General features: G+C 30.8%; 22 protein-coding genes. 4 read left to right on the top strand and 18 right to left on the bottom strand.

Annotated elements, in window-relative coordinates; genetic code table 11:
- Nucleotides 1-224: 224 nt before the first annotated feature.
- The 13 genes from hypA to AJ884_RS02230 all read right to left on the bottom strand — a co-directional run bounded on the left by hypA (nt 225) and on the right by AJ884_RS02230 (nt 13,207).
- Nucleotides 225-569 carry a hydrogenase maturation nickel metallochaperone HypA gene (gene hypA / locus AJ884_RS02170; RefSeq protein ID WP_070277230.1) on the bottom strand — a complete coding sequence of 115 codons (345 nt, stop codon included), beginning with the start codon at nt 567-569 and terminating at the stop codon, nt 225-227.
- A complete protein-coding gene (gene hypE, locus AJ884_RS02175) occupies nt 569-1,543 on the bottom strand; it encodes a hydrogenase expression/formation protein HypE (protein WP_070285957.1) in 975 nt (324 codons plus the stop codon). The genes hypA and hypE overlap by 1 nt, the downstream gene beginning before the upstream one ends.
- Entirely contained in the window at nt 1,540-2,631 is a 1,092-nt protein-coding gene (hypD, locus tag AJ884_RS02180; RefSeq protein WP_002855234.1) for a hydrogenase formation protein HypD, read from the bottom strand. Before hypD ends, hypE begins: the two co-directional genes overlap by 4 nt.
- The gene (locus AJ884_RS02185) at nt 2,615-2,896 is read right to left on the bottom strand and encodes a HypC/HybG/HupF family hydrogenase formation chaperone (RefSeq protein WP_002776342.1); all 282 of its coding nucleotides are present in this window, start codon (nt 2,894-2,896) and stop codon (nt 2,615-2,617) included. The genes hypD and AJ884_RS02185 overlap by 17 nt, the downstream gene beginning before the upstream one ends.
- Nucleotides 2,896-3,639: a hydrogenase nickel incorporation protein HypB gene (hypB, locus tag AJ884_RS02190; RefSeq protein ID WP_070276054.1), complete on the bottom strand. Its 744-nt coding sequence runs from the start codon at nt 3,637-3,639 to the stop codon at nt 2,896-2,898. The genes AJ884_RS02185 and hypB overlap by 1 nt, the downstream gene beginning before the upstream one ends.
- Before the next feature lie 76 nt (nt 3,640-3,715).
- Nucleotides 3,716-5,905: a carbamoyltransferase HypF gene (gene hypF / locus AJ884_RS02195; RefSeq protein WP_070286391.1), complete on the bottom strand. Its 2,190-nt coding sequence runs from the start codon at nt 5,903-5,905 to the stop codon at nt 3,716-3,718.
- A complete protein-coding gene (locus AJ884_RS02200) occupies nt 5,886-7,406 on the bottom strand; it encodes a hypothetical protein (RefSeq protein ID WP_070233275.1) in 1,521 nt (506 codons plus the stop codon). The genes hypF and AJ884_RS02200 overlap by 20 nt, the downstream gene beginning before the upstream one ends.
- A 41-nt stretch (nt 7,407-7,447) precedes the next feature.
- Nucleotides 7,448-8,095, bottom strand: a complete 648-nt coding sequence (locus AJ884_RS02205) for a M48 family metallopeptidase (protein WP_053872557.1) — start codon at nt 8,093-8,095, stop codon at nt 7,448-7,450.
- On the bottom strand, nt 8,071-9,387 hold the full coding sequence (locus AJ884_RS02210; RefSeq protein ID WP_053872558.1) for an MATE family efflux transporter: 1,317 nt from the start codon (nt 9,385-9,387) through the stop codon (nt 8,071-8,073). Before AJ884_RS02210 ends, AJ884_RS02205 begins: the two co-directional genes overlap by 25 nt.
- A gap of 78 nt (nt 9,388-9,465) precedes the next feature.
- Nucleotides 9,466-10,206: a phosphate ABC transporter ATP-binding protein PstB gene (gene pstB / locus AJ884_RS02215; protein WP_053872559.1), complete on the bottom strand. Its 741-nt coding sequence runs from the start codon at nt 10,204-10,206 to the stop codon at nt 9,466-9,468.
- Nucleotides 10,203-11,291, bottom strand: coding sequence for a phosphate ABC transporter permease PstA (gene pstA, locus AJ884_RS02220; RefSeq protein WP_044780021.1), 1,089 nt, complete (start codon nt 11,289-11,291; stop codon nt 10,203-10,205). Before pstA ends, pstB begins: the two co-directional genes overlap by 4 nt.
- Nucleotides 11,288-12,202, bottom strand: a complete 915-nt coding sequence (gene pstC / locus AJ884_RS02225; protein WP_053872560.1) for a phosphate ABC transporter permease subunit PstC — start codon at nt 12,200-12,202, stop codon at nt 11,288-11,290. Before pstC ends, pstA begins: the two co-directional genes overlap by 4 nt.
- Nucleotides 12,203-12,211: 9 nt before the next feature.
- Nucleotides 12,212-13,207: a substrate-binding domain-containing protein gene (locus AJ884_RS02230; RefSeq protein ID WP_070209859.1), complete on the bottom strand. Its 996-nt coding sequence runs from the start codon at nt 13,205-13,207 to the stop codon at nt 12,212-12,214.
- A gap of 180 nt (nt 13,208-13,387) precedes the next feature.
- On the opposite strand from AJ884_RS02230, the gene ctf reads away from it, so the two are divergent.
- From ctf to AJ884_RS02250, 4 genes are read left to right on the top strand one after another with little or no spacing between them, the layout of a single operon-like run.
- The gene (gene ctf, locus AJ884_RS02235; protein ID WP_002825034.1) at nt 13,388-13,891 is read left to right on the top strand and encodes a non-heme ferritin; all 504 of its coding nucleotides are present in this window, start codon (nt 13,388-13,390) and stop codon (nt 13,889-13,891) included.
- Between the two features lie 42 nt (nt 13,892-13,933).
- Nucleotides 13,934-15,310, top strand: coding sequence for an MBOAT family O-acyltransferase (locus tag AJ884_RS02240; protein WP_070286392.1), 1,377 nt, complete (start codon nt 13,934-13,936; stop codon nt 15,308-15,310).
- The gene (locus tag AJ884_RS02245; RefSeq protein ID WP_044780017.1) at nt 15,311-16,321 is read left to right on the top strand and encodes a DUF459 domain-containing protein; all 1,011 of its coding nucleotides are present in this window, start codon (nt 15,311-15,313) and stop codon (nt 16,319-16,321) included.
- Nucleotides 16,308-17,486, top strand: a complete 1,179-nt coding sequence (locus AJ884_RS02250; protein WP_070277239.1) for an SGNH/GDSL hydrolase family protein — start codon at nt 16,308-16,310, stop codon at nt 17,484-17,486. Before AJ884_RS02245 ends, AJ884_RS02250 begins: the two co-directional genes overlap by 14 nt.
- A 2-nt stretch (nt 17,487-17,488) precedes the next feature.
- Here the strand turns inward: AJ884_RS02250 and AJ884_RS02255 are convergent, their stop codons facing one another.
- From AJ884_RS02255 to ppk2, 5 genes are all read right to left on the bottom strand, one after another.
- A complete protein-coding gene (locus tag AJ884_RS02255) occupies nt 17,489-18,859 on the bottom strand; it encodes a TolC family protein (protein ID WP_070277240.1) in 1,371 nt (456 codons plus the stop codon).
- Nucleotide 18,860: 1 nt separating this feature from the next.
- Entirely contained in the window at nt 18,861-20,786 is a 1,926-nt protein-coding gene (locus AJ884_RS02260) for an ABC transporter permease (protein WP_070277241.1), read from the bottom strand.
- A complete protein-coding gene (locus AJ884_RS02265; RefSeq protein ID WP_002871376.1) occupies nt 20,786-21,958 on the bottom strand; it encodes an efflux RND transporter periplasmic adaptor subunit in 1,173 nt (390 codons plus the stop codon). Before AJ884_RS02265 ends, AJ884_RS02260 begins: the two co-directional genes overlap by 1 nt.
- Nucleotides 21,959-22,036: 78 nt before the next feature.
- The gene (locus AJ884_RS02270) at nt 22,037-23,227 is read right to left on the bottom strand and encodes a M20 family metallopeptidase (RefSeq protein ID WP_070286393.1); all 1,191 of its coding nucleotides are present in this window, start codon (nt 23,225-23,227) and stop codon (nt 22,037-22,039) included.
- Between the two features lie 8 nt (nt 23,228-23,235).
- The gene (gene ppk2 / locus AJ884_RS02275; protein WP_053872584.1) at nt 23,236-24,117 is read right to left on the bottom strand and encodes a polyphosphate kinase 2; all 882 of its coding nucleotides are present in this window, start codon (nt 24,115-24,117) and stop codon (nt 23,236-23,238) included.
- Nucleotides 24,118-24,189: the final 72 nt, after the last annotated feature.

Consider the following 24,189-nt stretch of genomic DNA (forward strand, 5'->3'; position numbering starts at 1 on the left):
TCAATTTAAATTTTATTTTATATAAAAAATTAATTTAATGAGAGTAAATTTATATGAAATGTTGTAAATATTTTTGTGGTATTTGTAAATTATATTTAAAATAAATTTAAAAGTGTATTTTTTTAGTTTTTATATTTTGGATAAAAATTTAAAATTTTTGATTTTGTATTTTTTAGATATTTTATCTATAGATTAACTATAATTTAATCGAGCATCGCAATGTATTATTTCATCACAAGTCGCATAAGATGCAAGTCTTCACCTTTTGTGATTTTATATTCTATACTTTCACATTTGGGACACTTAAAAACATTTTCTTCTAAAATGCTTGTTTGATCGCATTTTAAGCATAAAATTTCAAGCGGAGCAAGTTCTATAAAAAGTTTGGCATTTTTACAAATATTTGAGTTTTCTTTAAAAGTTTCAAAACAACGCTTAAAAAGATCCACTTCTACACCGCTTAAACGCCCGATTTTTACATAAATTTCTTGCACATTGCAAGCCTTATTGTTTAAGGCATTTTCTTCGCAAAGTTCGATTAAAGATTCTACTATACTTAATTCGTGCATTAGCAAATTCTTGGTAAAAGTTCGCCTTTAGGGCTTTCTAAAAAGCGTTTTGCCCCATAAGCGTTTTGTAAAATCACGCGTGCTTTTTTCTCTTCTAAAACTTCTCCTATAATACTCGCATTTACATTGTATTTTTTTAGAATTTCTAAGGCTTTTAACTCATCTTCTTTTTCCACGCAAAGTATGAAAGTGCCTTCATTGGCAAGCTCATAAGCTTCATAACCAAAAAGTTCACAAAGTCCTAAAACCTCATCTTGAACGATGATTTTTTCTTCAAAGATCAAAAGATCATTTCCGCTTTGCTTTGCCCACTCATTTAAAACCGCACTAAGCCCCCCGCGAGTAGCATCTCTCATAGCTACAACCTTTATATCTTTTTCTAAAAGCTCTAAAACCTCTTTATCCAAAGCCTTACAATCGCTTTTAATATCGGCTTCTAACTCATTTCTTTTGATTAAAACACTAGCTCCATGCCTTCCTATATCGCCTGAAAGAAGTATGCTAAGCCCTACTTTGATATTTTTACTTTCTTTTTTGGAAACAATTTCACCTAAGGCCGTAGTGTTGATATAAATTTCATCTGCCTTACCCTTAGGAACGACTTTAGTATCGCCACAAACTAACATGACTCCGCATTTTTCACATTCTTCTTTAATGCTTTTTAAAATGCGTTCTAGTTTTTCTAGCTCAAAACCTTCTTCTAAGATAAGCCCTAAGCTTAGATATTTTGGCTTAGCACCCACCATCAAAACATCGTTAATAGAACCACAAACACAAAGTTTGCCTATATTAACCTCTTCATCTAAAAAAATCGGACTTAAAACAAAAGAATCCGTGCTTAAAGCCAAATTTCCTAAAATTGCTGCATCATTACTTGCGTTTAAAATTTCATTATCAAAGATCTTAAAAAGCTTAGTTAAAAGCTCATTCGTCTCTTCTCCACCACCTCCGTGGGCTAAGGAAATATTTTTCATACATTCACCTTTGAGTATTTATAATACGCTGCACAAGCACCCTCACCAGAAACCATACAACTTCCTATAGGACTTCTTGGTGTACAAGCCTTACCAAAAACTTTACAATCATAAGGCTTAGCCAAACCTCTTAAAATTTGTCCGCAAATACAGGCTTTGCTTTCATTTTTACTTTGCACCGCACAATCAAATTTTTTACTTGCATCATAGGCGCTAAATTCTTCTTTTAGCTCCAAACCTCCATCTTTAATAAGTCCTAAGCCACGAAATTCAAAATCACACACTCTAAAGTATTTTTTTACTAAATTTTGCGCTTTAACATTGCCTTCTTTACTTACGGCTCTTTTGTATTGATTATACACTTTAAAAGTGCCTTCATTGCTTTGTTTTATGATATTTAATACACTTTCTAAAATATCAACTGGCTCAAAACCACTCACCGCTATAGGGGTTTTAAACTTTGCTGCCAAAGGCTCATAAATACCATAACCTGTTATCACACTCACATGAGAAGGGCCTAAAAAAGCATTGATTTTTACATTTTCATCATTCATGATCGCTTCTACAGGTGCTGGAACTGTGATATGATTGATATGAAAAAAGACATTATTTATTTTTTCTTCTATAACCTTTTGAAGAAGTAAAGCACTCATAGGCGTAGTGGTTTCAAAGCCTATAGCAAAAAAGATGATATTTTTGTTTAAATTTTGCTTAGCGATTTCTAAAACCTCAAGCGGAGAATAAAGCGCTCTAACATCAGCCCCTTTAGCTCTTAAATCCAGTAAAGAAATTTCACTTCCAGGCACTCTCAAAAGATCTCCTAAAGTACAAAAAATCGTATCTTTCATGGAGGCTAACTTGATAGCTGTATCAATGCGAACTCTTGGCATAACACAAACAGGACATCCTGGTCCATGGATGAAGTTAATTTCTTTTGGCAAAATAGAAGGTAGGGCATATTTCATAATACTATGCGTATGCCCACCGCAAATTTCCATGATATTGATAGGATTTTTAAGTTCTTGTTCTATGAGTTTTTTTAAAGCTAAAATGCTTTCTTTATCTCTAAATTCATCGATGAAATTCATTTAAACCCAAATCTCCTTCATCGCTTTTTATCTCTCCGCTATTCATTTTTTCTACTATTTCTTGATAGGTTTTAATGCTTTCTAGTGCAGCTTCTTTGTCGATTTTTTCCATAGCAACGCCTACATGGATTAAGACATAATCGCCTTGTTTTAAAGGCTCATCAATCAAATCCAAATTAACTTTTCTTTTCACACCTAAAGTTTGCACTAAAGCATTGTTTAACTCATCGATTTCTAAAATTTCAGAAGGTATAGATAAACACATTAAAAAAGCTCCTTTTTAAGTTTAAGCACCTTATACCAAAGCTCCATATTAGTACCATTTTTTGCATCAAGAGTGATAATATCTGCTCTAGGATTTAATTCTTTAATCAACTTAATTGCCTCTTTAACATCAAAATCAAAATGATGAGCCAAATCTGCCTTTGTGATTAAAACTATATCAGCCTTTTTAAACATCACAGGATATTTTTGCGGTTTATCACTTCCTTCAGTTACCGAAAGCAAAACTACATTTAAATGCTCTCCTAAATCATAACTTGCAGGACAAACCAAATTTCCAACATTTTCTATAAAAAGCAAATCCACATCATCAATTGCCAAATGATGCAAAGCCTCATGCACCATAAAAGCATCCAAATGACAGCTTTGTCCTGTAGTGATTTGATACGCTAAAGCTCCGGCATTTTTTACTCTTAGAGCATCATTATTGGTTTCTAAATCCCCTTCAATCACAGCGATTTTAAGTTCATTTTTCAAAGCCTTGATCGTACTTTCTAAAAGCGTAGTTTTTCCACTACCTGGAGAACTCATTAAATTAATACAAAGCGTGTTAGCTTCATTAAAATGCGCCCTATTGTGCTTAGCTTCTTCATCATTTTTGCTTAAAATTTTAGAAATCACTTCTATGGTTTTACTTTCTTTTAAACTTAGATTTTCATGGTGGTGATCATGATGATGATCGTGCGTATGGCTTGAATTTATAGAACAGCCGCAATCTTTACACATTTTCTTTCCTTTATAATTTTTGTTTCATTTTAACCTTAAAAGCATTAAAAAATTATGAGTTTTTAGAATATTTGCTTTATTTTTCTAAATTTAAAAAATGCACCATTTGTCCTAAGGCTATGGAGCTATCATTGCAAGGATATTTTAAAGGTACAAAAAAATCAAAATTTTTAGCTTTTAAAATTTCAAGTAAGGTTTTGTTTTGAAAAACTCCTCCACTTAAAAGCACTTTTAAATCATAATCTTTGCTAAAATCTATGATAAAATTTGCCAAAGCATTAAACATACCTGTAATTGCTTTAGTTTTTTCATCTTGCAAAGCCCCTAAAATTAAATTTTTAAAATTAACCTGCCCTTTTTCTACAAAAAGCTTATAAGAAAAATCAAGATTTTTATCATAAAAAGCTTCACACATTAAGCCAACTTGGGCTTCATAAGAGCTTTTTTCTAAGTTAAAAACAATACTTCCAAAAGCATCGATAATGCGTCCTAAGGAACTTGTTTGTAAGTTAGAATGTGAATAAATTTTTTTAAGATTTTCAAGTTTGATTTTTGGAATTTTTGCTAAAAAATCCTTAGCCTTATCTTCTAAATCATAATGAAAAATAAGACTTAGAGCCAAATTTTGTATATTTTTAATATCACTATTTATGAGAGTGAAATTTTCAAAATGTACAATTCTTTCATATTCTTTTAAATTTCCTACAAAAACTTCTCCACCCCAAATTTTGCCATCTTCGCCATAACCTGTTCCATCACAAATAAAAGCTAAAGCCTTTTCATCTTTTGCAAAATTTTCTTCGTATTCAAAATAAGCCGCACAAAAATGCGCATAATGATGAGAAATTTTAATCCTTTCTTCAAATTCTTTTGCATAGCTAAAATGCGGGTGTTTATCACACAAAATCGCATCAAATTTCAAATCATAATTTTTTTTAAAAAATTCTAAAAGTTTAAAAAATCTCTCATGCACATCAAGACTTTTCAAATCCCCTATATAAGGAGAAATTAAAAGTTTATTTTCATAAAAAATCACAAATTCATTTTTAAGCTCCGCGCCCAAAGCTAAAAAAGTGCCTTTTTTATTAAAATTTCTTTCCAAATAAAAAGGATTTAAACCCCTTGAAGTACGCAAAAACATAGTTTTACCATTTACCACTTGAGCTATGCTATCATCACTTGCATTGATAATTTCTCTATCATAATCCAAATAAAAATCAAAAACTTTATCAAGTTTTTGACACAAATTAAACTCATCTTTAATGATACTTTCTCCGCTTAAATTCGCACTTGTTGCCACAAGACTTCCTTTAAAATACTCAAAAAGCAAAAGATGTAAAGGCGTATAAGCTAGCATAATACCGATTTTATCAACATCAGGTGCGATTAAAGAAAAGGCTTTTTTTGCCTTTAAAATCACAATAGGAGCTAAAACCCCGCCAAGCAAAGCTTCTTCTTTTTCATCTATAAAGGCAAGTTCTTTAGCACTTTGTAAATCTTTACACATCAAAGCAAAGGGTTTTTTGGGGCGATTTTTTCTAAGTCTTAGAGTTTTTAAAGCTTCTTCATTAAAAGCATCGCACATAAGATGAAAACCGCCCATGCCTTTAATGGCTAAAATTTTACCTTCCTTTAAAAACTTCGAACTTTGCATAAAAGCTTCTTGATCTTTGGCTAAAATTTCACCCTTTGGATTTTTAAGAAAAACATTGATTTTACACTTAGGACAACTAATAGGCTGGGCATGAAAACGCCTATTTTTAGGATCTTCGTATTCGCTTTTGCAAAACTCACACATCAATAATTCTTGCATGGAAGTATGGGCTCTATCATAAGGAAGACTTTTTATAATACTAAAGCGTGGCCCACAATGTGTGCAAGTGATAAAAGGATATAAAAAGCGTGGATTTTTTTCATCAAAAAATTCTTTTTTACACTCCTTACAAAGCGCAAAATCACTTAACATAGGCGTGCTTTTTGTATTCTCTAAAGAAGGAGTAATGCTAAAATTCTCATAGTTTGAAATAGAAATTTGCGTCATTATAAGCTTATCTATTCTTGCTAAAGGTGGAAGATGATTTTTTAAATTTTCTATGAAATTTTCACATTCTTTTTGAGCACAAGCAAGGATGATTTCTACCCCAAAACCATCATTTCTTACCTCTCCAAAAAGCTTTGATTTCAAAGCTAGTTCATAAACTAAAGGGCGAAAACCCACCCCTTGCACCAAGCCTGAAATTTTGATCTTATACCCTAAGTGGCACATCGCTTAACTGACAATTTTTAAGATGTTTTAAAGTATTTTTAAGCAAAGATTTATGTTCAAACAAAGAGCCACTTATAAGCGCTAAGTCGCTTTGCTTTTTCTCTCTTAATTCATCATAAGTATCACGTAAGAAATAAGCCAAACTCTCAACCGCTCCATAAGCGATATTAGCACTATCCACACCTGCTAACATAAAACTCATAGTAGATCTTAAAGTTCTTGTATAATCAAAACTTTTATCTTCTTTCAAGCGATAATCAATCTTTACTCCACGAGGCATTTTTGATTCATCAGCGATTTTTAAAAGCTCACTAGCACTCTCTTGTAAATTTTTACCCAAATTTAGCACTCTGCCTACCAAGCCAAGCAAGGAATAAAAATTGTTTTGAAGCTCAAAATTTTCATCTAAAAGAGGAAATTCCTTGCTAAAATTTTCTAAAAGCCTTGCACCAATTTCATCTTTTTTAATCTCTTCATAAAGTTCTTTGCTGTGTTTTGGTAAGCAAAGTTTAAGCAAATTAAGCTCTTTGTTAATAAGCAAAATATCTTCATAATCTTTGCTAAGCTCTAAAATAAAAGCTTTTTCTTTATAACGGCTTACAAGATAAGAAATTCTTGCCATATTTTTATCTTCTTTAGAAAAAATAAGCTCTCTTGCCTTAGCATTGATAAATTCAAAGCCTTCCAAAACCACCACTTGCTCATCTAAAGCACTGATATAAAAATCTTTTTGATATTCTTCTATTTTTTTTACGCTTAAAAATTTATATTCATTTTCAAAAAGTTTTAAACCTAAAGCAAAGCAAAACAAATCTCTAGCAAGTCTGATTTTAAAATCATTAAAATCAAGATTGTGATTTTTTCTAAACATGGCATTAAGTCTTAGCTTCATCAAAGGTTTTTCTAAACTTGCAAGAAGTTTTAAATTTTCATTTGAACAAACAAAAACTGAATTTATAGCCTTAATATCACAAGGAAGTAAAAAATCTCCTATAAATTCGTTCTTAAACAAAGAAAATTCATAAATGCCATTTTTATCTTTTAAATAAATCTTTTTTTCTTGACTTAACAAATCAAAGGCAAGATTTAAAAAAGTATTGAAATTTTCTTCATTGATTTTTTCAAATTCTGATAAATTGCTTGAAAATTCACACTCACAAAACACGCCCCACTCGTTTTTGTTTAAAAGTTTTTTTTCTTGATAGGCATTAGAATTTAAATGAGTAATATAAGAAAATCTTGAAAATTCTTTATCCTCTGGCATACAAGGGTTAAAATCCTGCCCCGCTTTTACATCAAATTTTTTCAAAAAAACACTATGACTCATGAAATTTAAAGAATCACAAAAAGTCTTTAAATTTTCTTCATCTGCATCAATAGAAAAATGATAAATATTTTCTTCTTTGCTAAGGGTGTAGTTATAATTTTTCGCATAAAAACGCAATAAATATTCAAAAATATTATTATCTGCATTATAAATAAAATCAAAATTCAAAGTCATATTATGCCTTTTTTGAAAAATAAACTATAAATATAACATTTTTAACTTAAAAATTCTTTCTCTCTTTGTCTAAAATCACTCATAAAATGCTCCATAAAAGAGTAAAATTCTTTGCTGTGATTGGGGAATTTTAAGTGGCTTATTTCATGCAAAATCACATATTCAATAGCCCTTAAACTCTTTTGAATGAGTTTTAAATTTAAGTTAATATAAGCTTTATTGTGATTACATGAACCCCAACGCGTTTTCATATTTTTAATACTTAAATGCGTGTAAAATAAACCTGTTTTTTGGCTCCATTTTTTAAGATAAAAAGTAAAAATCTTTTTGGCATTTTGTCTTAAAAATAAATCTAATTTTGCTTTATTTTGACAAAGAATTTTATCTTTATCAAAATAAGTTTTTTTAGCATTTTCATCAAATATAATTTTATATTTTTTAGCTAAAAAGATTAATTCATCATCTTTTAAAACTTTTTTTTCAAATCTTTTTTTTGCCTCATTTATCCAAGAACTTGATTTATCTAAAAACTCATAAACACTTTTAAAAGTGCAAAAATAAGGAATGCTAAGAACAAATTCACCCCTTTCATTTAGCCTTAATCTTAAAGTTTTTATGCGTTTTTTAGAATAAAAATAACACTCATCTTTATAAGTAAATGATTTTAAACTAGAGCTTTGCCTTGCCATTTTTTACTTTTCCATCTGTATGAATTTACCATTCCACGCAAAAACTCATCTGCACAAAATCCTATCCAAACCCCTAAAATTCCAAGATTAAAATGAAAACAAAGCACATAACCCACAGGCAAAGATACCCCCATCATAAAAACAAGTCCGCTAAAAAATGGAAACTTAGCATCGCCACTTGCACGTAAGGAATTAACCATGACTATATTGAAAGTTCGTGAAATTTCAAGAAAGATTGAAAGGGCAAATAAAGGTATCATTAAATTTTTTAACTCTTCTTTAAGTCCTAAAATTTGCATAGTAAAATCTTGGCAAAGATAATTCAAAAGTGCCACTAAAGCACTTGCCACCACACTAAAATACAAAGCACGCCAAGCATGTTTATAAGCGATATTTTCATATCTAGCACCGACTAATTTACCTACTATGATTTCATTAGCTATGCTTGTAGCTTGTCCTATAAGCATGATAAGCATTGAAATTTGAAAATAAATCGTTTGCACACTCAAACTTGCTTCGCCTAAGCTTGCTACAAAAGCAAAAGCTATAGTGTATTGGACTATCCACAAAAGATTTTCCCCTGCTGAAAATCCACCTATATTTAAAACCTTTTTTAATACCTCTTTTTCAAGTTTTATCATTTCTTTGATTTTAAGATGGATTTTAAGCTTATAAAAAAGTATCACAAGTAAAGCCGCTATAGCAACAATACGAGCAAAAATATTGCTAAGCCCTACTCCAAAAAGTTCTGATTTTGTATAATGCAAAACATAATAATTTCCACAAATCACCACTATATCCATCAAAAAGCCTATAAGCATGACCCAATAAGCCATATTATAAACCCTTACAATAGCAGCTAAAACAATTCCTATGGCATCAAAAAACAAACAAATTGCAAGCATATGCAAGTAAATTTCGCTATCTTTGAGCAATTCTTGTGGGATTTTTAAAAGATAAAGCAAATACTTCCCATGCCATAAAATAAGCGCGCCACACACAAAGCCTAAAAGTGCATTTAAAAACAAACTTTGATGAATCACTTTTCTTGCTAAAACATGATCTTTTGCACCAATAGCCTGAGCTATCACCACACTACAACCCACACTTAAAAATGAAAAAATAGTGATAAAAAGATCTAAAATTTGATTTCCAGCCCCCATAGCACCGACAAGAAAATTAGAATAATGCGACACCATAGCGGTATTGATAATCACGGTTAAATACTTAGAAAGCAAGTCCCAAAATATAGGAAAACTAAGCCTTGTTAAAGAGAGTTGTTTTTTTGCCATAATTAATGCCTTACAAAGATAAAAGGCAAATTTTAACAAATTTTTCTTAAAATAAAAAACCGCTAAAAAGCGGCTTTATTATCCAAAAGCACCGCTTAGATAAGCCTTGGTTTTTTCTTGTTTTGGATTTTCAAAAAATTCTTTACTTTCACCAAATTCTATAAGCTCACCTAGGTGAAAAAATGCAGTATAATCAGCCACGCGTTTACCTTGTTGCATATTATGCGTAACCATGATCATAGAAAGATTATGACTTAGCTCTTTTAAGAGCTCTTCTATAACACCTGAGCTAATAGGATCAAGTGCGGAAGTTGGCTCATCTAAAAGCAAGAGCTTAGGTTTTATTGCTAAAGCTCTTGCGATACAAAGGCGTTGTTGTTGTCCGCCTGAAAGAGCTAGAGCATTTTGCCTTAATTTATCTTTAACCTCTTCAAAAAGTCCTACTTTTTGCAAACAATCCACCACCAAAGCTTCTTCTTCATCTTTATTTTTAATCATACCATGAAGTTTTGGTGCATAAGAGATATTTTCATAAATGTTTTTTACAAAAACATTAGGTTGTTGAAAAACCATGCCTACATTTTTACGCAAAGCTACTACATCTTGATTTTTAACATCTTTTCCTTCAATTTCTACCAAACCATCGATTTTTGCGATTTTATCATTCATTCTGTTAAAACAACGCAAAAAAGTGGATTTACCGCATCCTGAAGCACCGATGAGTGCGGTAATTTTGTTTTGCTCTATTTGCATATTGATATCAAATAAAGCTTGTTTTTTTCCATAAAATAAATTTAAATTTGTTGTTTTTGCTATCACTTTAATTTTCCTTGAAAATATTTTCTTAATAATATCGCACTAAGATTTAACACGACTAAAAGTCCTAAAAGCACAATAATACCCGCTGCTGTTCTTTCTAAAAATGCACGCTCTGGCATAGCTGACCATGAGTAAATTTGAGCAGGCAAAACGCTAGTTGGATCAAAAATCGAACTAGCTACATCAGGGATAAATGCTATCATACCGATAATCATCAAAGGTGCAGTCTCGCCTATAGCCCCAGCTAAAGTCAAAATAGAACCTGTTAAAATCATAGGCATAGCCAAAGGCAACATAATACCTTTTACCATTTGAACCTTTGTCATACCTAAGGCATAAGCAGCATTTTTCATGTTAATGTCCACACTTTTTAAAGCCGCTTTGGTTGAAACAATGATAATAGGTAAACTCATGATCGCCAAAGTAAGCCCACCCACTAAAGCACTTGATCGAGGCATTCCAAAAAGATTGATAAACACTCCAAGTCCTAAAAGTCCAAACAAGATACTTGGAATACTTGCAAGGTTGTTAATACACACTTCTATAAAATGTGTAAGGATATTTTGTGGCGCAAATTCTTCTAAATAAATTGCTGCTGCAACGCCTATAGGAACACTCACAACCATACAAACAAGCATAACAAGCAAAGTCCCTACAACTGAAGATAAAATTCCTGAATTTTCAGGAGATTTTGAGTCCCCATTTAAAAAGAAATTGCTATTAAATTTAAGCTCTATATCGCCTTTTTGCACAAGATCATCGACTAAAGTTCTTTGTTTTTCACTAAGGCGATTATATTTTTGCTTCATATATTGATCCACTTCTGAATTTGCCAAAAGCCAAGTTTTTTCAGTGATTTGCCCTGTTCTTATTTTTCTTTGCTCAGCACGAGATAAAAGATCATAAACAGGAGAATTTCTATTAGCCTCTACAAAAATATAAGTTTGCTTAAAAGCTCCAATTCCAAGATAACCCACACTTCCTAAAAAGATACAAAGAAAAATTAAATTAATATAAAGCCCCATTTTACAAAGTCTTTTAAAAGACTTTGAAGCTTTTTGTCTTTTTTTAAAAAGTTTTTTCATAAATTTTTCCTTTTGTGAAAGCGATTAATGAGATAAACGCTAAACATATTGATGATTAAAGTGATGATAAAAAGCACCAAACCTAAAGAAAAAGCACTCAAAGCTAAAGAACTATCAAAAGCTTGATCTCCGCTTAAAGCTTCTACGATTTTTACCGTTACTGTTGTCATATCTTCTAAAAAATTCATCGTTAAATTTGGACGCAAAGAAGCTGCCATTACCACTATCATAGTTTCGCCTAAGGCTCTTGAAAGTCCTAAAAGACAAGCTGCAACTATACCAGGAATAGCCTCAGGTAAAATCACAGCAAAAACCACTTCTTTTTTTGTCATACCTAAAGCATAAGCGCCATTAATCCTTTTCTCGCTTACTGCTTCAATGCAATCTTGAGATAACGAAGCCACTATAGGCACTATCATGATCCCCATGATAAAACCTGCGCCTAAAGCACTTTGAAAACTTGCTTGTATGCCAAATAAAGAAAAAAACCACACTATAAAAGGCGCTACGACTATAGCTGCAAAAAATCCAAAAACAACAGTAGGAATCCCTGCAATGATTTCTAAAATAGGTTTTAAGTAATTTTTAGATTTTTTGCCAGCAAAAACACCTAAATATATAGCACACATAACCCCTAAAGGTAAAGCCGTTAGCATAGCAATCAATGAAATATAAAAAGTTCCCCAAAAAAGCGATAGCGCTCCAAAAACACCTTGTTTGCTCGTGCCATCTGCATTCATAAAAGCTGCATCAGCTGCCCACTGACTTGAGAATAAAAAGGTAGCAACACTTTCTTTTTGAAAGAATTTTAAAGCTTCAATTAAAATTGTAAGCATGATAGCAAAGCTTACTATCACGCTTACAAAAGCACATAAAAAAAGTGCAAATTTGATTATTTTTTCTTTTAGCAAAGTTTTTCCTTAAAAAACTTTTCCAGCTTTTACAAGCTCATCATTTAAAATTTTTCTATCTTCTATATGTTTTTGAGAAGCTTTTAATTTATCATCGCTTAAAGGAACAAGTCCTATTTTTTCAAGTTCTCCGCCACTTTTTGCCAAATCATCACTCATGTAAATTTTTGCAAAATCAAAGGCTTCTTTTGGATTTTTCTTAGCATTGATATAAATAAACAAGCTTCTTGCAAGTTCGTATTTTTCATCTGCAATATTTTCTTCACTTGGTGTAACACCATCGATAGTAGCGACATTGATTTTATCTGAGTTGCTCACTAAAAAGCTATAACCAAAAATTCCAAAAGCATCTTTATCAATAGTAAGTTTTGAAACGATTAGATTATCATTTTCACCGCTTGGGATATAAGCACCATCTTGACGCAAAGTTTTATACTCGCCTTTATACTCAGGAATTTTTTTAGACACATCACTCATAACAAGCTCTTCTATAGTATCTCTTGTTCCTGAACTTGATGGTGGACCATAAACACTAATTTTACGATTTGGTAAATTTTTATTGATTTGATTCCAGTTTGTATAAGGATTTGGTATAAGTTTTCCATTTTGTGGAATTTCTTTTGCCAATGCTAAGAAAAGTTCTTTTTTTGTGATATTTAATGGAGCATTGGTTTTATTTTGAGCTAAAACTATACCATCATAACCTATCATAATCCCTACTATATCAGTTACTCCTGCTTTTTTGCAAGTTTCAAATTCACTTAATTTCATAGGTCTTGAAGCATTGGAAATATCAGTAGTTCCTTCACAAAATACCTTAAATCCACCCCCTGTTCCCAAGCTCTCTACTATAGGAGTTTTTGTATTTTTGATCGAAGCATATTCTTCAGCTACAAAAGAAGTAAAAGGATACACAGTCGATGAACCTGCGATTTTTAAATCTGCTGCATTTAAAGCACCACAAAGTGCAAGACTTGCCACACTTAAAGATAGAATTTTTTTCATTTTTTCTCCTTAACTTTAAAAAAAGTAATGGAAGTTTAAAAAAACTTGGAAACATTTTGGAAACATTTTTTATTTTGTGTTTTTCTTAAATATAATTTTTAACTATCAAAAAATTTAGCTTGTTTTTAAAAAAATAATATATCATTACAAAACATTTTAAATTTTAATAAGGAGATAAGAATGCTTTCTAAAGAAGTTATAAAATTACTCAATGAACAAATAAACAAAGAAATGTATGCAGCAAACTTATATCTTAGTATGAGTTCTTGGTGTTATGAAAACAGTCTTGATGGAGCTGGAGCCTTCTTGTTTGCACATGCAAGCGAAGAAAGCGATCATGCTAAAAAGCTTATCACTTATCTTAATGAAACAGATTCTCATGTAGAGCTTCAAGAAGTAAAACAGCCTGAACAAAATTTCAAATCTTTACTTGATGTTTTTGAAAAAACCTATGAACATGAGCAATTTATCACAAAGTCAATCAATACTTTAGTTGAACACATGCTAACACATAAAGACTATTCTACTTTTAATTTCTTACAATGGTATGTAAGCGAACAACACGAAGAAGAAGCACTTTTCCGCGGCATAGTTGACAAGATTAAATTAATCGGAGAACACGGAAATGGACTTTATTTAGCTGATCAATACATCAAAAATATTGCATTAAGTAGAAAAAAATAATCTTTGCCCTATTATGGGCAAATCTCGCTTTGGATTGAAGGTATGACTTATTTTTCTCTAGAATTTAGTATTTTAATGATAGCTTTTTTTGCTATTTATTGGACTTTTAAAAATGATTATAAAATACAAAATATTTTAATTTTAATTTTCTCTTATATTATTTATATTTTAATCAATCCTTATTTCGCCTTAGTTTTATTTATATATACCTTTTTTATACACTATTTTGCCTTGCTTATTTTTGTGCGTCGCAAGCGTTATATTTTCGCTACTTGTATGGCTTTTATTGTTTTAAATTTATGTTTTTTTAAATACTTTCCTAGCATCAAAGGAAGTATTGATGAGATATTAGATTTTTTCGGTTTAGAATTTTTAAATATTGATTTAGTATTTCCAATAGGAATTAGTTTTTATACCTTTACTTCTATCACTTATCTTGTAGAAGTTTGCCAAAAACGCCGTTTAGAAAGCTTTTTAAATTTAGCAACCTTCTTATCATTTTTTCCAACACTACTTTCAGGGCCTATTATGCGAAGTTCTTTTTTCTTTGAACAAGCCTATCAAAAACGCGAATTTAAACATGCAAATTTAATCATCATCTTGCTTGTTTTTGGTATAGTTAAAAAAGTTTTAATAGCCAATTACCTTGGAATTTATGCTAAAAGTATTTTAGACTTTCCACAATCTTATAATTTCATACAACTTTTAAGCGCAATTTACGCCTATGCGATTCAAATATACTGCGATTTTAGCGGATATGTTGATTTAGTTTGTGCTTTTGCTTTAATGTTAGGTTTTACCCTTCCACCTAACTTTAACATGCCTTATCTTGCAAAAAATCTAAAAGATTTTTGGGCTAGATGGCATATCAGTCTTTCAACCTTTATAAGAGATTATATCTATATACCTTTAGGGGGCAATAGAAAAGGAATGCCACGCACTATAGTTAATATACTCATCGCTTTTATACTTTCAGGTATGTGGCATGGTAATACACTTGCTTTTATTGTTTGGGGTTTATTGCATGGTATTGGCATAGTTTTTATACATTTGCTAGCTTTAAGCAAATTTAGTTTACAAAAAATTCCAGCTTTAGGAAGATTTTTAACCTTTCAATTTATATGTTTTACTTGGATTTTCTTTTACTATAGCAAAAATCTAGAAGATGCAATAGAATATTTTAAAGCTTGTTATTATAATTTCTTCCAAATTCCATCTTATAATGATATTTATATGTTGGTTGCTTTTGGGGTTCTTTTTATGATCTATCCTTTATTTATTAATTTTAAAGAATATTGCATTAAGATTTTAAACCTTACTCCATTTTTACTAAAACCTTTTATCATAGCTTTTATTTTACTTTTGGTTTTTGCTTTTATGCCAGATGGAATTCCTGATTTTATTTATTCGAGTTTTTAGATGAGTGCAGTTAGATTTTTCTTCATTTTGATTATAGTGCTTGGCTTGGTTGTTGTAGTTATGAATCAGAGCATTAGCTCTTATATAGAACAAAAATATCACTTTGCATTCTATCCCCATAATGATCTTTTAAAAGAAGCCAATGGCTTCAAAATTAAATTAGAACAAATTCGTGCAATTTTAAGCAACGAACCCTTGCCTCAAACCAATGAAGAAGATACAAATCAAGAAAGTAAATCAACAGATGAAAACTTAAGTAAAATAGATAAAGTTTTAAACACTTTAGAAAATGATGAAAACACTTCTCATAAAGAAACAAATCTAACCTTAATCCAAGATGCAAATATTAGTTTTATCGACAATACCAAATTAGAGCTACAAAATGGAGATGAGTTTTTATTTATCGGAGATTCTTTAATGCAAGGTGTTGCAATAGCCTTAAATAGAGATTTAAGAAATTTAAATCTTAAGGTAACCGATCTTAGTAAACAAAATACAGGCCTTTCTTATAAATCCTATTTTAACTGGTCAAAAGCAACCAATGAAGCTTTTGTTAAAAACTCAAATATTAAATATCTTGTTGTTCTTCTTGGTGCTAATGATCCTTGGGATATTAAAAAAGGAGGAAATTACCATCGTTTTGGCTCCCCTTCTTGGATAGATATTTATACAAATCGTGTAGATGAAATCATTAAAATCGCTAAAAAACATAAAGCCAAAGTTTTTTGGTTTGAAATCCCTCCTGTAAAAAAAGAAGATTTGAACAAAAAAATACAAGTGCTCAATAAAATTTACAGCAATGAAATTCTTAAAAATAAAGAAATTTTTATCAACACTAAACTATTTTTTAGTGTCAATGATGAATACTCAGCTTATATAAAAGATGAAAACAATAGAAGTATAAAAGTAAGAACAGATGATGGGATTCACTTTACCCCAAGTGGTGCAAGAGAAATGTCTAAACTTTTATTAGAACACATAAAACTTAAGGAAGAAAATGCTAGTAAATAAATTTAAAATTATCTTATTGTTTTTTATTATTTTTACTAGCTCTTATGCACAAAATTTAAATACAAATGACACAATAGATTCCATACTCAATCAAAACAAAAATCACCCTGCTTTAGCAAATTATGTATCAAAAAAAGATCTTAAAAATCTAGAAAAAAAATTAGAAAAAAATCAAAACATAGGAATTAGAATTTATGGAGATTCTCATATGGCGGCTGATTTCTTTCCGCGTGTCATAAGAGGATATTTAATCCGCTCTAACTCTATAGGTTTTGCCTATCCTTTACAGCCCAAATATCAACAAAATCTTAATCTTGTTTATTCTTATAAAAACTTTGAAATTTTAAACTCAAGAAATCCTACTAATGCTGGACATAATTTTCCACTAGGTGGGATAATAGCCAAAGCAAAAATCAAAGGTGCAAAAATCAACCTTGATACAACCTTAGATAAAAAAAAATTCAAGATAGGATTTTTATTTAAAACCAAGCAAAATACCAATGCTTTTAGCATCAAAGATGCAAAAAACCAAAGCTATGAGTTAAGAACCACGCAAATTAATAAATGGTCTTATAAAGAACTAGAACTTGATCTTCCTTTACAAATTTCAGCCTTACAAAAGGATGCTGAGCTAGGAGGATATTTCATCACAAATAAAGATAATAATGTTTTCTTAGATACCATTGCAATCAATGGTTCTAAAAGTGATTTATGGCTCTCTTGGAATCAAGCAGTTGTAAAAAAAGAACTAGAACTTTTACACAATGATTTAATTATTCTTGCTTATGGTTCTAATGATGCACTCTTTAAAGGGTTTGAAAAAGAAAAATTCAAAAATAATTTAAAAAAATGGATTGGCATTTTAAAAACTTACAATAAAAACGCTGTTATCATGCTAATCTCTCCACCAACCGTAGTTCAAAAACAAGGTAAAAACTACAAGCTTGCTCCTGATTTTTTTACCATACGCAAAGCATTATATGAAGTTGCTAAAGAAGAAAAAACTCTTATCTTTGATATGCATCAGTTTATGCAAGATAGCGGAGGAAAAAACAAATGGATAGAACAAAAGCTTTCGCTCAATGATGTACATCTTACTATAAAAGGCTATGAGCTGATGGCTAAAAAGTTACTCGAGGATTTAAAAAATATCATCGATTATTAAATTTAATACTTAGGAAATTCTAAGTTTTCATCATTAAAACTTAAAGCTGTGATTTGATAGTAAGAATTAATGGTTTTTAAAAGATTAAATCTAGCTCTTAAAAATTCTTGCTGGGTAGAATTTAAAGTGTTATTTGCATCCAAATAATCTTTTAATTCACTTTTTCCTAAAATATATTTTTCATAATACGCCTTAGCGATAAGCTCTTGTTTAATGTTAATATTTTGCAAATTTTGCAAAAGCAAGGTGTCGCTTTGATAGTCTTTATAATTCAATGCAAATTCATTCATCGCACTTTGTAAAGCTTGCTCATAAGAAATTAAAAGTTGTTCATAAGCAAATTGTGAAATTTTGATATTTTGCTTTACTCTACCATAATCTAAGAAAGGCAAAGAAATCTTAACATTGCCACTTAAAATTTCAAATTTAAAACTATCATCAATTTTTTTATCACTCCCACTTAATGCTCCACCTAAAGAAATGCTAGGCAAAATAGATTTTTGTATGGAAGAATAATCCTTAAAAGCTGATTTTAAGCTATTAAGTTTAGACCTCACATCTGCACGGTATGCTAAGGCTTTTAAAGGTATGTTAAAATCAGGACTTAAGGTTTTAAAATCATTTAAAGATAAAGTTTTAAAATACTCTATATAGGCAAAACCTTCTTGCTTTGCCAATAAATCTTGTAAATTTTTTATGAGTAAATTACGATTTTTATCATTGCTTAATAAATTTTGTTTAGCTCTTAATAGACTTTGTTCTATGTTTAAAAGATCTAATTCTTCTATTTTTCCAAGTTTGTATTTATAGCTATAAAGCTCTTTCATTTGTTCTAAATTTGAAAGATAGACTCGAAGCAATTTATCTACATCGTTAAAATAAGCCAGCTCAAACACATTATTTAAAGCTGTATTGATCATGCTTATTTTTAAATTTTCAAGATCATAAGCACTTGCTTTCGCACTAAATTCACTCGCACTTGCGCTATCTCTTAATTTGCCATAAATATCAAGCTCATGGCTTAAATTTAAAGAATTATTGAAATTTTTACTTTGTTTGCCTGAATTTAAATCTTTATCCGCACCAAAACCCAAATTTCCACTTAAAGTCGGATATAAATCATAATTAATCAAATCGGCTCTAGCCAAAGCTGAAAGCAAAGTTTTTCTAGCAATATTAATATCACTATTATTTAATAAAACAAAATTTAGAAATTCATTTAATTTTGCATTATCATAAGATCTATACCAATCATAAGTGAGATTTAAATCTTTCATTTGTTCTTGAGTTAAATCAACTTCTTTAGGCAAGCTAAGTTTTGCACCACAAGCGCTCAAGAAAAATGCTAAAAAAATGCTAAGTATTATTTTCACTTTATTCCTTTGATAATGCACTAATAGGATTTAAATTTGCTGCATTTCTTGCAGGGAAAAAACCAAAAACCACACCGATAAACATAGAACTTAAAAGTCCCAAAAGCACAGAATAGGCATTTAAAATCATAGGAAAATCAGTACTTAAAGTATTAAAAGCAAAAATAACAAAAATCGATAAAATCACACCTAAAATCGCCCCTATAGTACAAATCATAACCGCTTCGATTAAAAACTGCATCATAATATCTTCTCTTCTAGCCCCTATAGCCATGCGTATGCCTATTTCTCTTGTTCTTTCACTTACAGAAACAAGCATGATATTCATCACTCCTATACCCCCAACAATCAAAGCAATCACAGCCACACAAGCTGTAAGTATCGTTGTAGTGCGTTTATTTGCTGTAATAGCTTGCTTAAAGGTGTCAGAATTAAAAGTAAAAAAATCCTTTTGTCCGCGTTTAATTTCTAAAATTCTTATGATAGCATTTTCAGCCAAAGTTGAACTCACATCATCTTTAACCTTAACTATGATTTCACGCAAATTTCTATCTCCTGTAAGCTTATTCATCAGTGTTGTATAGGGTATATAAAGACGCACTACATTATCTTCTATAGGCTTGTCTGTATCTTTTTGCAAAACTCCTATGATCTTAAAAGGTTGAGAATTAAAAAGTACCACACGACCTAAAATATTTTCACTTTTTTCATCAGGAAAAAGATTTTTTTTAGCGTTAAAATCTAACACAGCAACATTGGTACTATTTTTTACATCATCATTATTTAAAATTCTTCCCGCATCTATCCTTAAACCTTCTATGGCAAAATTATTTACCCCCACTCCTTCAGCTCTTGCACTTAAAGAAATATTGGTATAAGTTGCTACACCTGAAGTATTTGAGTGAGCATCAACTGCTTCTAAATATTCTAAAGATCTTAGCGTTTCTAAATCACTAAAATTAAGCCTTGTTTTACCCGAACGCAAATCCCCAAATCCTTTTCCAGGACGAATTTCAATAGTATTTGTTCCAAGTCTTGCAATGGATTCAAGCACCTTAGCTTGAGAGCCCAACCCCAAAGCTACAACACAAACTACAGAAGCAATACCTATGATGATTCCAAGCATAGTTAAAATAGAACGAAGTTTGTGTGCAAGTATGGAAGAATAAGCTATCTTAAAACACTCAAAGGCTTGATTTTTAAGCAAAGTAAGTGTTTTTTTCTCTTTAGACATTGTTTTTAAAGTGAGTTTTTCTTGAGCTTTTTCCTTTTTAGTATCGCTTAAAATTTCTCCATCTTTAATTTCTATAACCCTTTTAGCTTGTGCTGCAATTTTTGGATCATGAGTTACTAAGACTATAGTATGACCTTGCGCGTTAAGTTTTTGTAAAATTTCAAGCACCATAATACCGCTTTTACTATCCAAAGCTCCCGTTGGCTCATCAGCCAAAATAAGCTCTCCACCATTGATTAAAGCTCTTGCTATAGAAACGCGTTGTTGCTGCCCTCCGCTTAATTCATTCGGTTTAGAATCTAACTTGTGAGCTAATTCTAAATCATTTAAAAGTTTTTTAGCGTTTTGACTTCTTTCTTGTAAATTTTTTCCCGCATAAACTGCAGGTAAAGAAACATTTTCTTTAGCGCTAAGCAAGCTTAAAAGATTATATCTTTGAAATATAAAGCCTATTTTTTCACGCCTTAATCTTGCTTTTTCATCGTTATTAAGTTTAGTGACTTCATACTCATCAAAAACATAAGTTCCACTACTTGGCGTATCTAATGTTCCTATGATATTCAAAAGTGAAGTTTTACCACTTCCACTTTGTCCTATAATAGCAACAAATTCACCTTTTTCTATACTTAAACTTACATTTTTTAAAATGGCATTTTCGCCTATATTTTTGCAAATATTTTTAAGAAAAATCATTAAAATCTCAACTTCATTTTAGGAGCTAAGCCATCAGCACTTGAGCTTACTATCAATTCTTCATTTTCATTTACACCTTCTAAAATTTGAGTATTGATAGAATCTTTAATACCAAGTTTAACATATTTTTTAACAGCTTTTTGATTTTCTAAAATTTCAACATAATAGCCTTTTGGATCACTTTTAATTGCATAAGTTGGCACTGCTAAAACAGCCTTTGCACTTGCTACAACAATTTCATTTTGTATACTCATACCAATACGCAAAAAATCATCTTTATTGGCTACATAAAATTTTGCGTAATAATAAATAGCATTTGATGAGCTTGAGCTTGAAGAACTCGAACTTGATGAGCTTGAGCTTGTACTAGAATCACTCACTTCAGTATCAGCTGGATCTATACTTGCAATCTTAGCATGATAAGTTTTTTGAGGATCATTAAGCAAAGAAAAATCAAGCTCTGTTCCTACTTTTATCTTACTCACATCAGCCTCTGCTATTTCCATCCTTACTTCCATTTCATCTAAATTAGCTATACGGACTATAGTAGGAGTGTTTTGATTAGCATTAACTGTTTGTCCTTCATCTACAGCTACATTAATCACAACACCATCCATAGGAGCAGTAATGGTTGTATAACCTAAATCTTTTTGTGCATTTTTAAGAGTGATTTCAAGCTGAACTACTTGAGCATTAAGCTCTGCAACATTGGCTTTTAAAGTATAATAATTATTTTTTTGAGTTTCTAAATTTTCAAGAGAACTTGCTTTAGCTGCATAAAGTTTTTGCTCTCTTTGATATTGCTTACTTGCAATCTCAAGAGCAACTTTTTTACTCTCTAAATTAGCCTTAGCGCTTTCAAGCTGAGCTTTTGTAATATCTAAATCGTTTTGTTGTTTATCTTTGTCAATTTGAGCGATCAAATCACCTTGCTTTACATGAGTTCCCACATCGACATAAAGTTTTATAATTTGTCCGCTAACTTGAGCACCTACATCGACTTGATCTTTGGCATATACCTTTCCTACTGCCTCTATGGTTTGAGATATATCTTTTTTTTGTATTTTTTGAGTTAAATAGCTGATTTTTTCATCATTATTAAAAAAAATAAAATAAGCCCCAACACTTCCAAGTATTGCAATTAAAATGATTAAAACAATCTTCTTTTTCATAATAACAAATCCTAAAGAAAAATCAAGATTAAATTTTACTCATTTTTTGTGAATTTTTTGTGAATTTTTAATTCTATTTTATAAATTTAAAAATTCTAAAGCCATCATCACATCACCCTGCATTAAAACTTTTAAATTTTCATCATCCCAACAAAAAGTAGAACTATGGTGCAAAGCTGGATGATTTAAATCCTTTGAAATTCCAACAAATACATAAGCTCCCATTCTTTCTCGTGTTAAAAAAGCAAAATCTTCAGCCCCCATGTCAGGTTTAGAAGAAACAATGATATTTTCTTCTCCTAAGACCTTTGCAAAAGCTTTTCTTGCTATTAAAGCAGCTTTTTCATCATTAATCAATGGAGGAAATTCTTTAGTATATTTAAGCTTATAATCTCCACCATTAGATTTTGCTTTAGCAGCAGCTACTTCTTCTAGAGAACTTTTTAAAATATCTTGTGTTTTATCATTTAAAAAGCGCACAGTTCCTTTTAAATAAGCATTTGCAGGAATAACATTATAAGTAGTTCCTGCACAAATTTGACCTACGGTAATCACCCCTGCTTCATAAGGGGCTAAACGCCTAGAAACAACACTTTGTATATTATTTACAAATTGCGTTGCCATAATTATAGGATCTATACAAGTGTGCGGATGAGCTCCATGCCCTCCTCTGCCAATAAATTCCAAATCAAAAATATCCGTTCCAGCCATCATTTCACCACTTACAATTTGAGCAGTATTTTCAAGCAAAGACCCCCATAAATGACAACCAAAAACCGCATCAACATAAGGATTTTCCAATACACCTGATTCTATCATAGGTTTAGCTCCACCGCTTCCCTCTTCTGCGGGCTGAAACATAAACTTAATCGTGCCACAAAATTCATCTTTGAGCTCATTTAATATCAAAGCAGCTCCCAAAAGTCCTGCTGTATGTCCATCATGTCCACATGCGTGCATCTTACCATCAATTTTTGAAGCATAACTTAGATTAGTTTTTTCTTGTACAGGCAAAGCATCCATATCCGCTCTTAAAAGAACGCATTTTGGTTTTTTCTGACTCTTCTTTTTTCCTTCTATAATAGCTAAAATTCCTGTTTTTGCAATATTTTTTTGATATTTAATGCCAAACTCATCTAAAATTTTACACACTAAATGAGCTGTATTTTCTTCTTCAAATTCAAGCTCAGGATGCATATGAATTTGATGTCTTAAATCAACTACTTTATCATAGTACTTTAGTGCTAAATTTTCAACCAGCTTATGCATTCTTTTCCTTAATCTAAATCTTTTATTTTCTCATCTGCTTTTTTACTGTCAAGTTTTTCCAAATTCGCCTCCATTTTTCGTATTTCTTCTTCTCCACTACGCACTAATTTTGCATCAATTTTGGAAAAATCTCCAGTTTTTTTATTTGGATATTCTACCTTAGAAAGTATAAAACGCAATAAATTTAATCTTGCTTTTTTCTTATCATCTGAAGAAATAATAGTCCAAGGACAAGTTGGAGTATTAGATGCTAAAAGCATAGAGTATTTAGCTAAAGTATATTTATCCCATAATTCTTGTGATTTTTGATCTACAGGAGATAATTTATATTGTTTAAGTGGATCACTTCGGCGTTTTTCAAAACGTTTTTTTTGCTCGTCTTTTGATACTGAAAAATAAAATTTAAAAAAAATAATATCACTATTTGAAATCATATTTTCAAACAAAGACACTTCTCTTAAAAAATCTTTATGTTGTTGCGGTGTACAAAAACCCATAACCGGTTCTACTCCTGCACGATTATACCAAGATCTGTCAAAAATCACAATCTCACCGGCCGAGGGCAAATGTGCTATATAACGCTGAAAATACCACTGTGTTTTTTCCACATCACTAGGTTTTTCAAGAGCCACAACGCGGCAACCACGCGGGTTTAAATGCTCAATCAAACGTTTAATCGCCCCACCTTTTCCAGCTGCATCGCGTCCTTCTATAAGTATAAGAACCTTTAAACCCTTGGCTTTAACATGATTTTGAAATTTCAAAAGCTCAATTTGCAAATTCTTTAAATCTTTTTCATATTCTATTGTACTTTTCTTTCTTTTAACAGAAATATAAATTTCATTCTTTTTAACAGCCCCTTGTGTTTTTGAAGAATTATTTTCTTGCATTTTCAAACCTTTATAAAGTATTTAAAGTAAATTTATCATAATAAATTATAATTGAAGCTAAAGATAAAGGAA

The organism is Campylobacter sp. BCW_6463 (assembly GCF_001762785.1).
Lineage (GTDB): Bacteria > Campylobacterota > Campylobacteria > Campylobacterales > Campylobacteraceae > Campylobacter_D > Campylobacter_D jejuni.

Excerpts from the sequence above, each read along its gene's own strand:
- hypD (WP_002855234.1), bottom strand. The coding sequence starts at position 2,631 with ATGAATTTCATCGATGAATTTAGAGATAAAGAAAGCATTTTAGCTTTA.
- AJ884_RS02265 (WP_002871376.1), bottom strand. The coding sequence starts at position 21,958 with ATGAAAAAGAAGATTGTTTTAATCATTTTAATTGCAATACTTGGAAGT.
- AJ884_RS02240 (WP_070286392.1), top strand. The coding sequence starts at position 13,934 with ATGACTTATTTTTCTCTAGAATTTAGTATTTTAATGATAGCTTTTTTT.
- ctf (WP_002825034.1), top strand. The coding sequence starts at position 13,388 with ATGCTTTCTAAAGAAGTTATAAAATTACTCAATGAACAAATAAACAAA.
- hypE (WP_070285957.1), bottom strand. The coding sequence starts at position 1,543 with ATGAAAAATATTTCCTTAGCCCACGGAGGTGGTGGAGAAGAGACGAAT.
- hypB (WP_070276054.1), bottom strand. The coding sequence starts at position 3,639 with ATGTGTAAAGATTGCGGCTGTTCTATAAATTCAAGCCATACGCACGAT.
- AJ884_RS02260 (WP_070277241.1), bottom strand. The coding sequence starts at position 20,786 with ATGATTTTTCTTAAAAATATTTGCAAAAATATAGGCGAAAATGCCATT.
- AJ884_RS02200 (WP_070233275.1), bottom strand. The coding sequence starts at position 7,406 with ATGACTTTGAATTTTGATTTTATTTATAATGCAGATAATAATATTTTT.
- hypA (WP_070277230.1), bottom strand. The coding sequence starts at position 569 with ATGCACGAATTAAGTATAGTAGAATCTTTAATCGAACTTTGCGAAGAA.
- AJ884_RS02210 (WP_053872558.1), bottom strand. The coding sequence starts at position 9,387 with ATGGCAAAAAAACAACTCTCTTTAACAAGGCTTAGTTTTCCTATATTT.
- AJ884_RS02205 (WP_053872557.1), bottom strand. The coding sequence starts at position 8,095 with ATGGCAAGGCAAAGCTCTAGTTTAAAATCATTTACTTATAAAGATGAG.
- ppk2 (WP_053872584.1), bottom strand. The coding sequence starts at position 24,117 with ATGCAAGAAAATAATTCTTCAAAAACACAAGGGGCTGTTAAAAAGAAT.
- AJ884_RS02185 (WP_002776342.1), bottom strand. The coding sequence starts at position 2,896 with ATGTGTTTATCTATACCTTCTGAAATTTTAGAAATCGATGAGTTAAAC.
- AJ884_RS02270 (WP_070286393.1), bottom strand. The coding sequence starts at position 23,227 with ATGCATAAGCTGGTTGAAAATTTAGCACTAAAGTACTATGATAAAGTA.
- AJ884_RS02245 (WP_044780017.1), top strand. The coding sequence starts at position 15,311 with ATGAGTGCAGTTAGATTTTTCTTCATTTTGATTATAGTGCTTGGCTTG.
- AJ884_RS02250 (WP_070277239.1), top strand. The coding sequence starts at position 16,308 with ATGCTAGTAAATAAATTTAAAATTATCTTATTGTTTTTTATTATTTTT.
- AJ884_RS02230 (WP_070209859.1), bottom strand. The coding sequence starts at position 13,207 with ATGAAAAAAATTCTATCTTTAAGTGTGGCAAGTCTTGCACTTTGTGGT.
- pstA (WP_044780021.1), bottom strand. The coding sequence starts at position 11,291 with ATGAAAAAACTTTTTAAAAAAAGACAAAAAGCTTCAAAGTCTTTTAAA.
- hypF (WP_070286391.1), bottom strand. The coding sequence starts at position 5,905 with ATGTGCCACTTAGGGTATAAGATCAAAATTTCAGGCTTGGTGCAAGGG.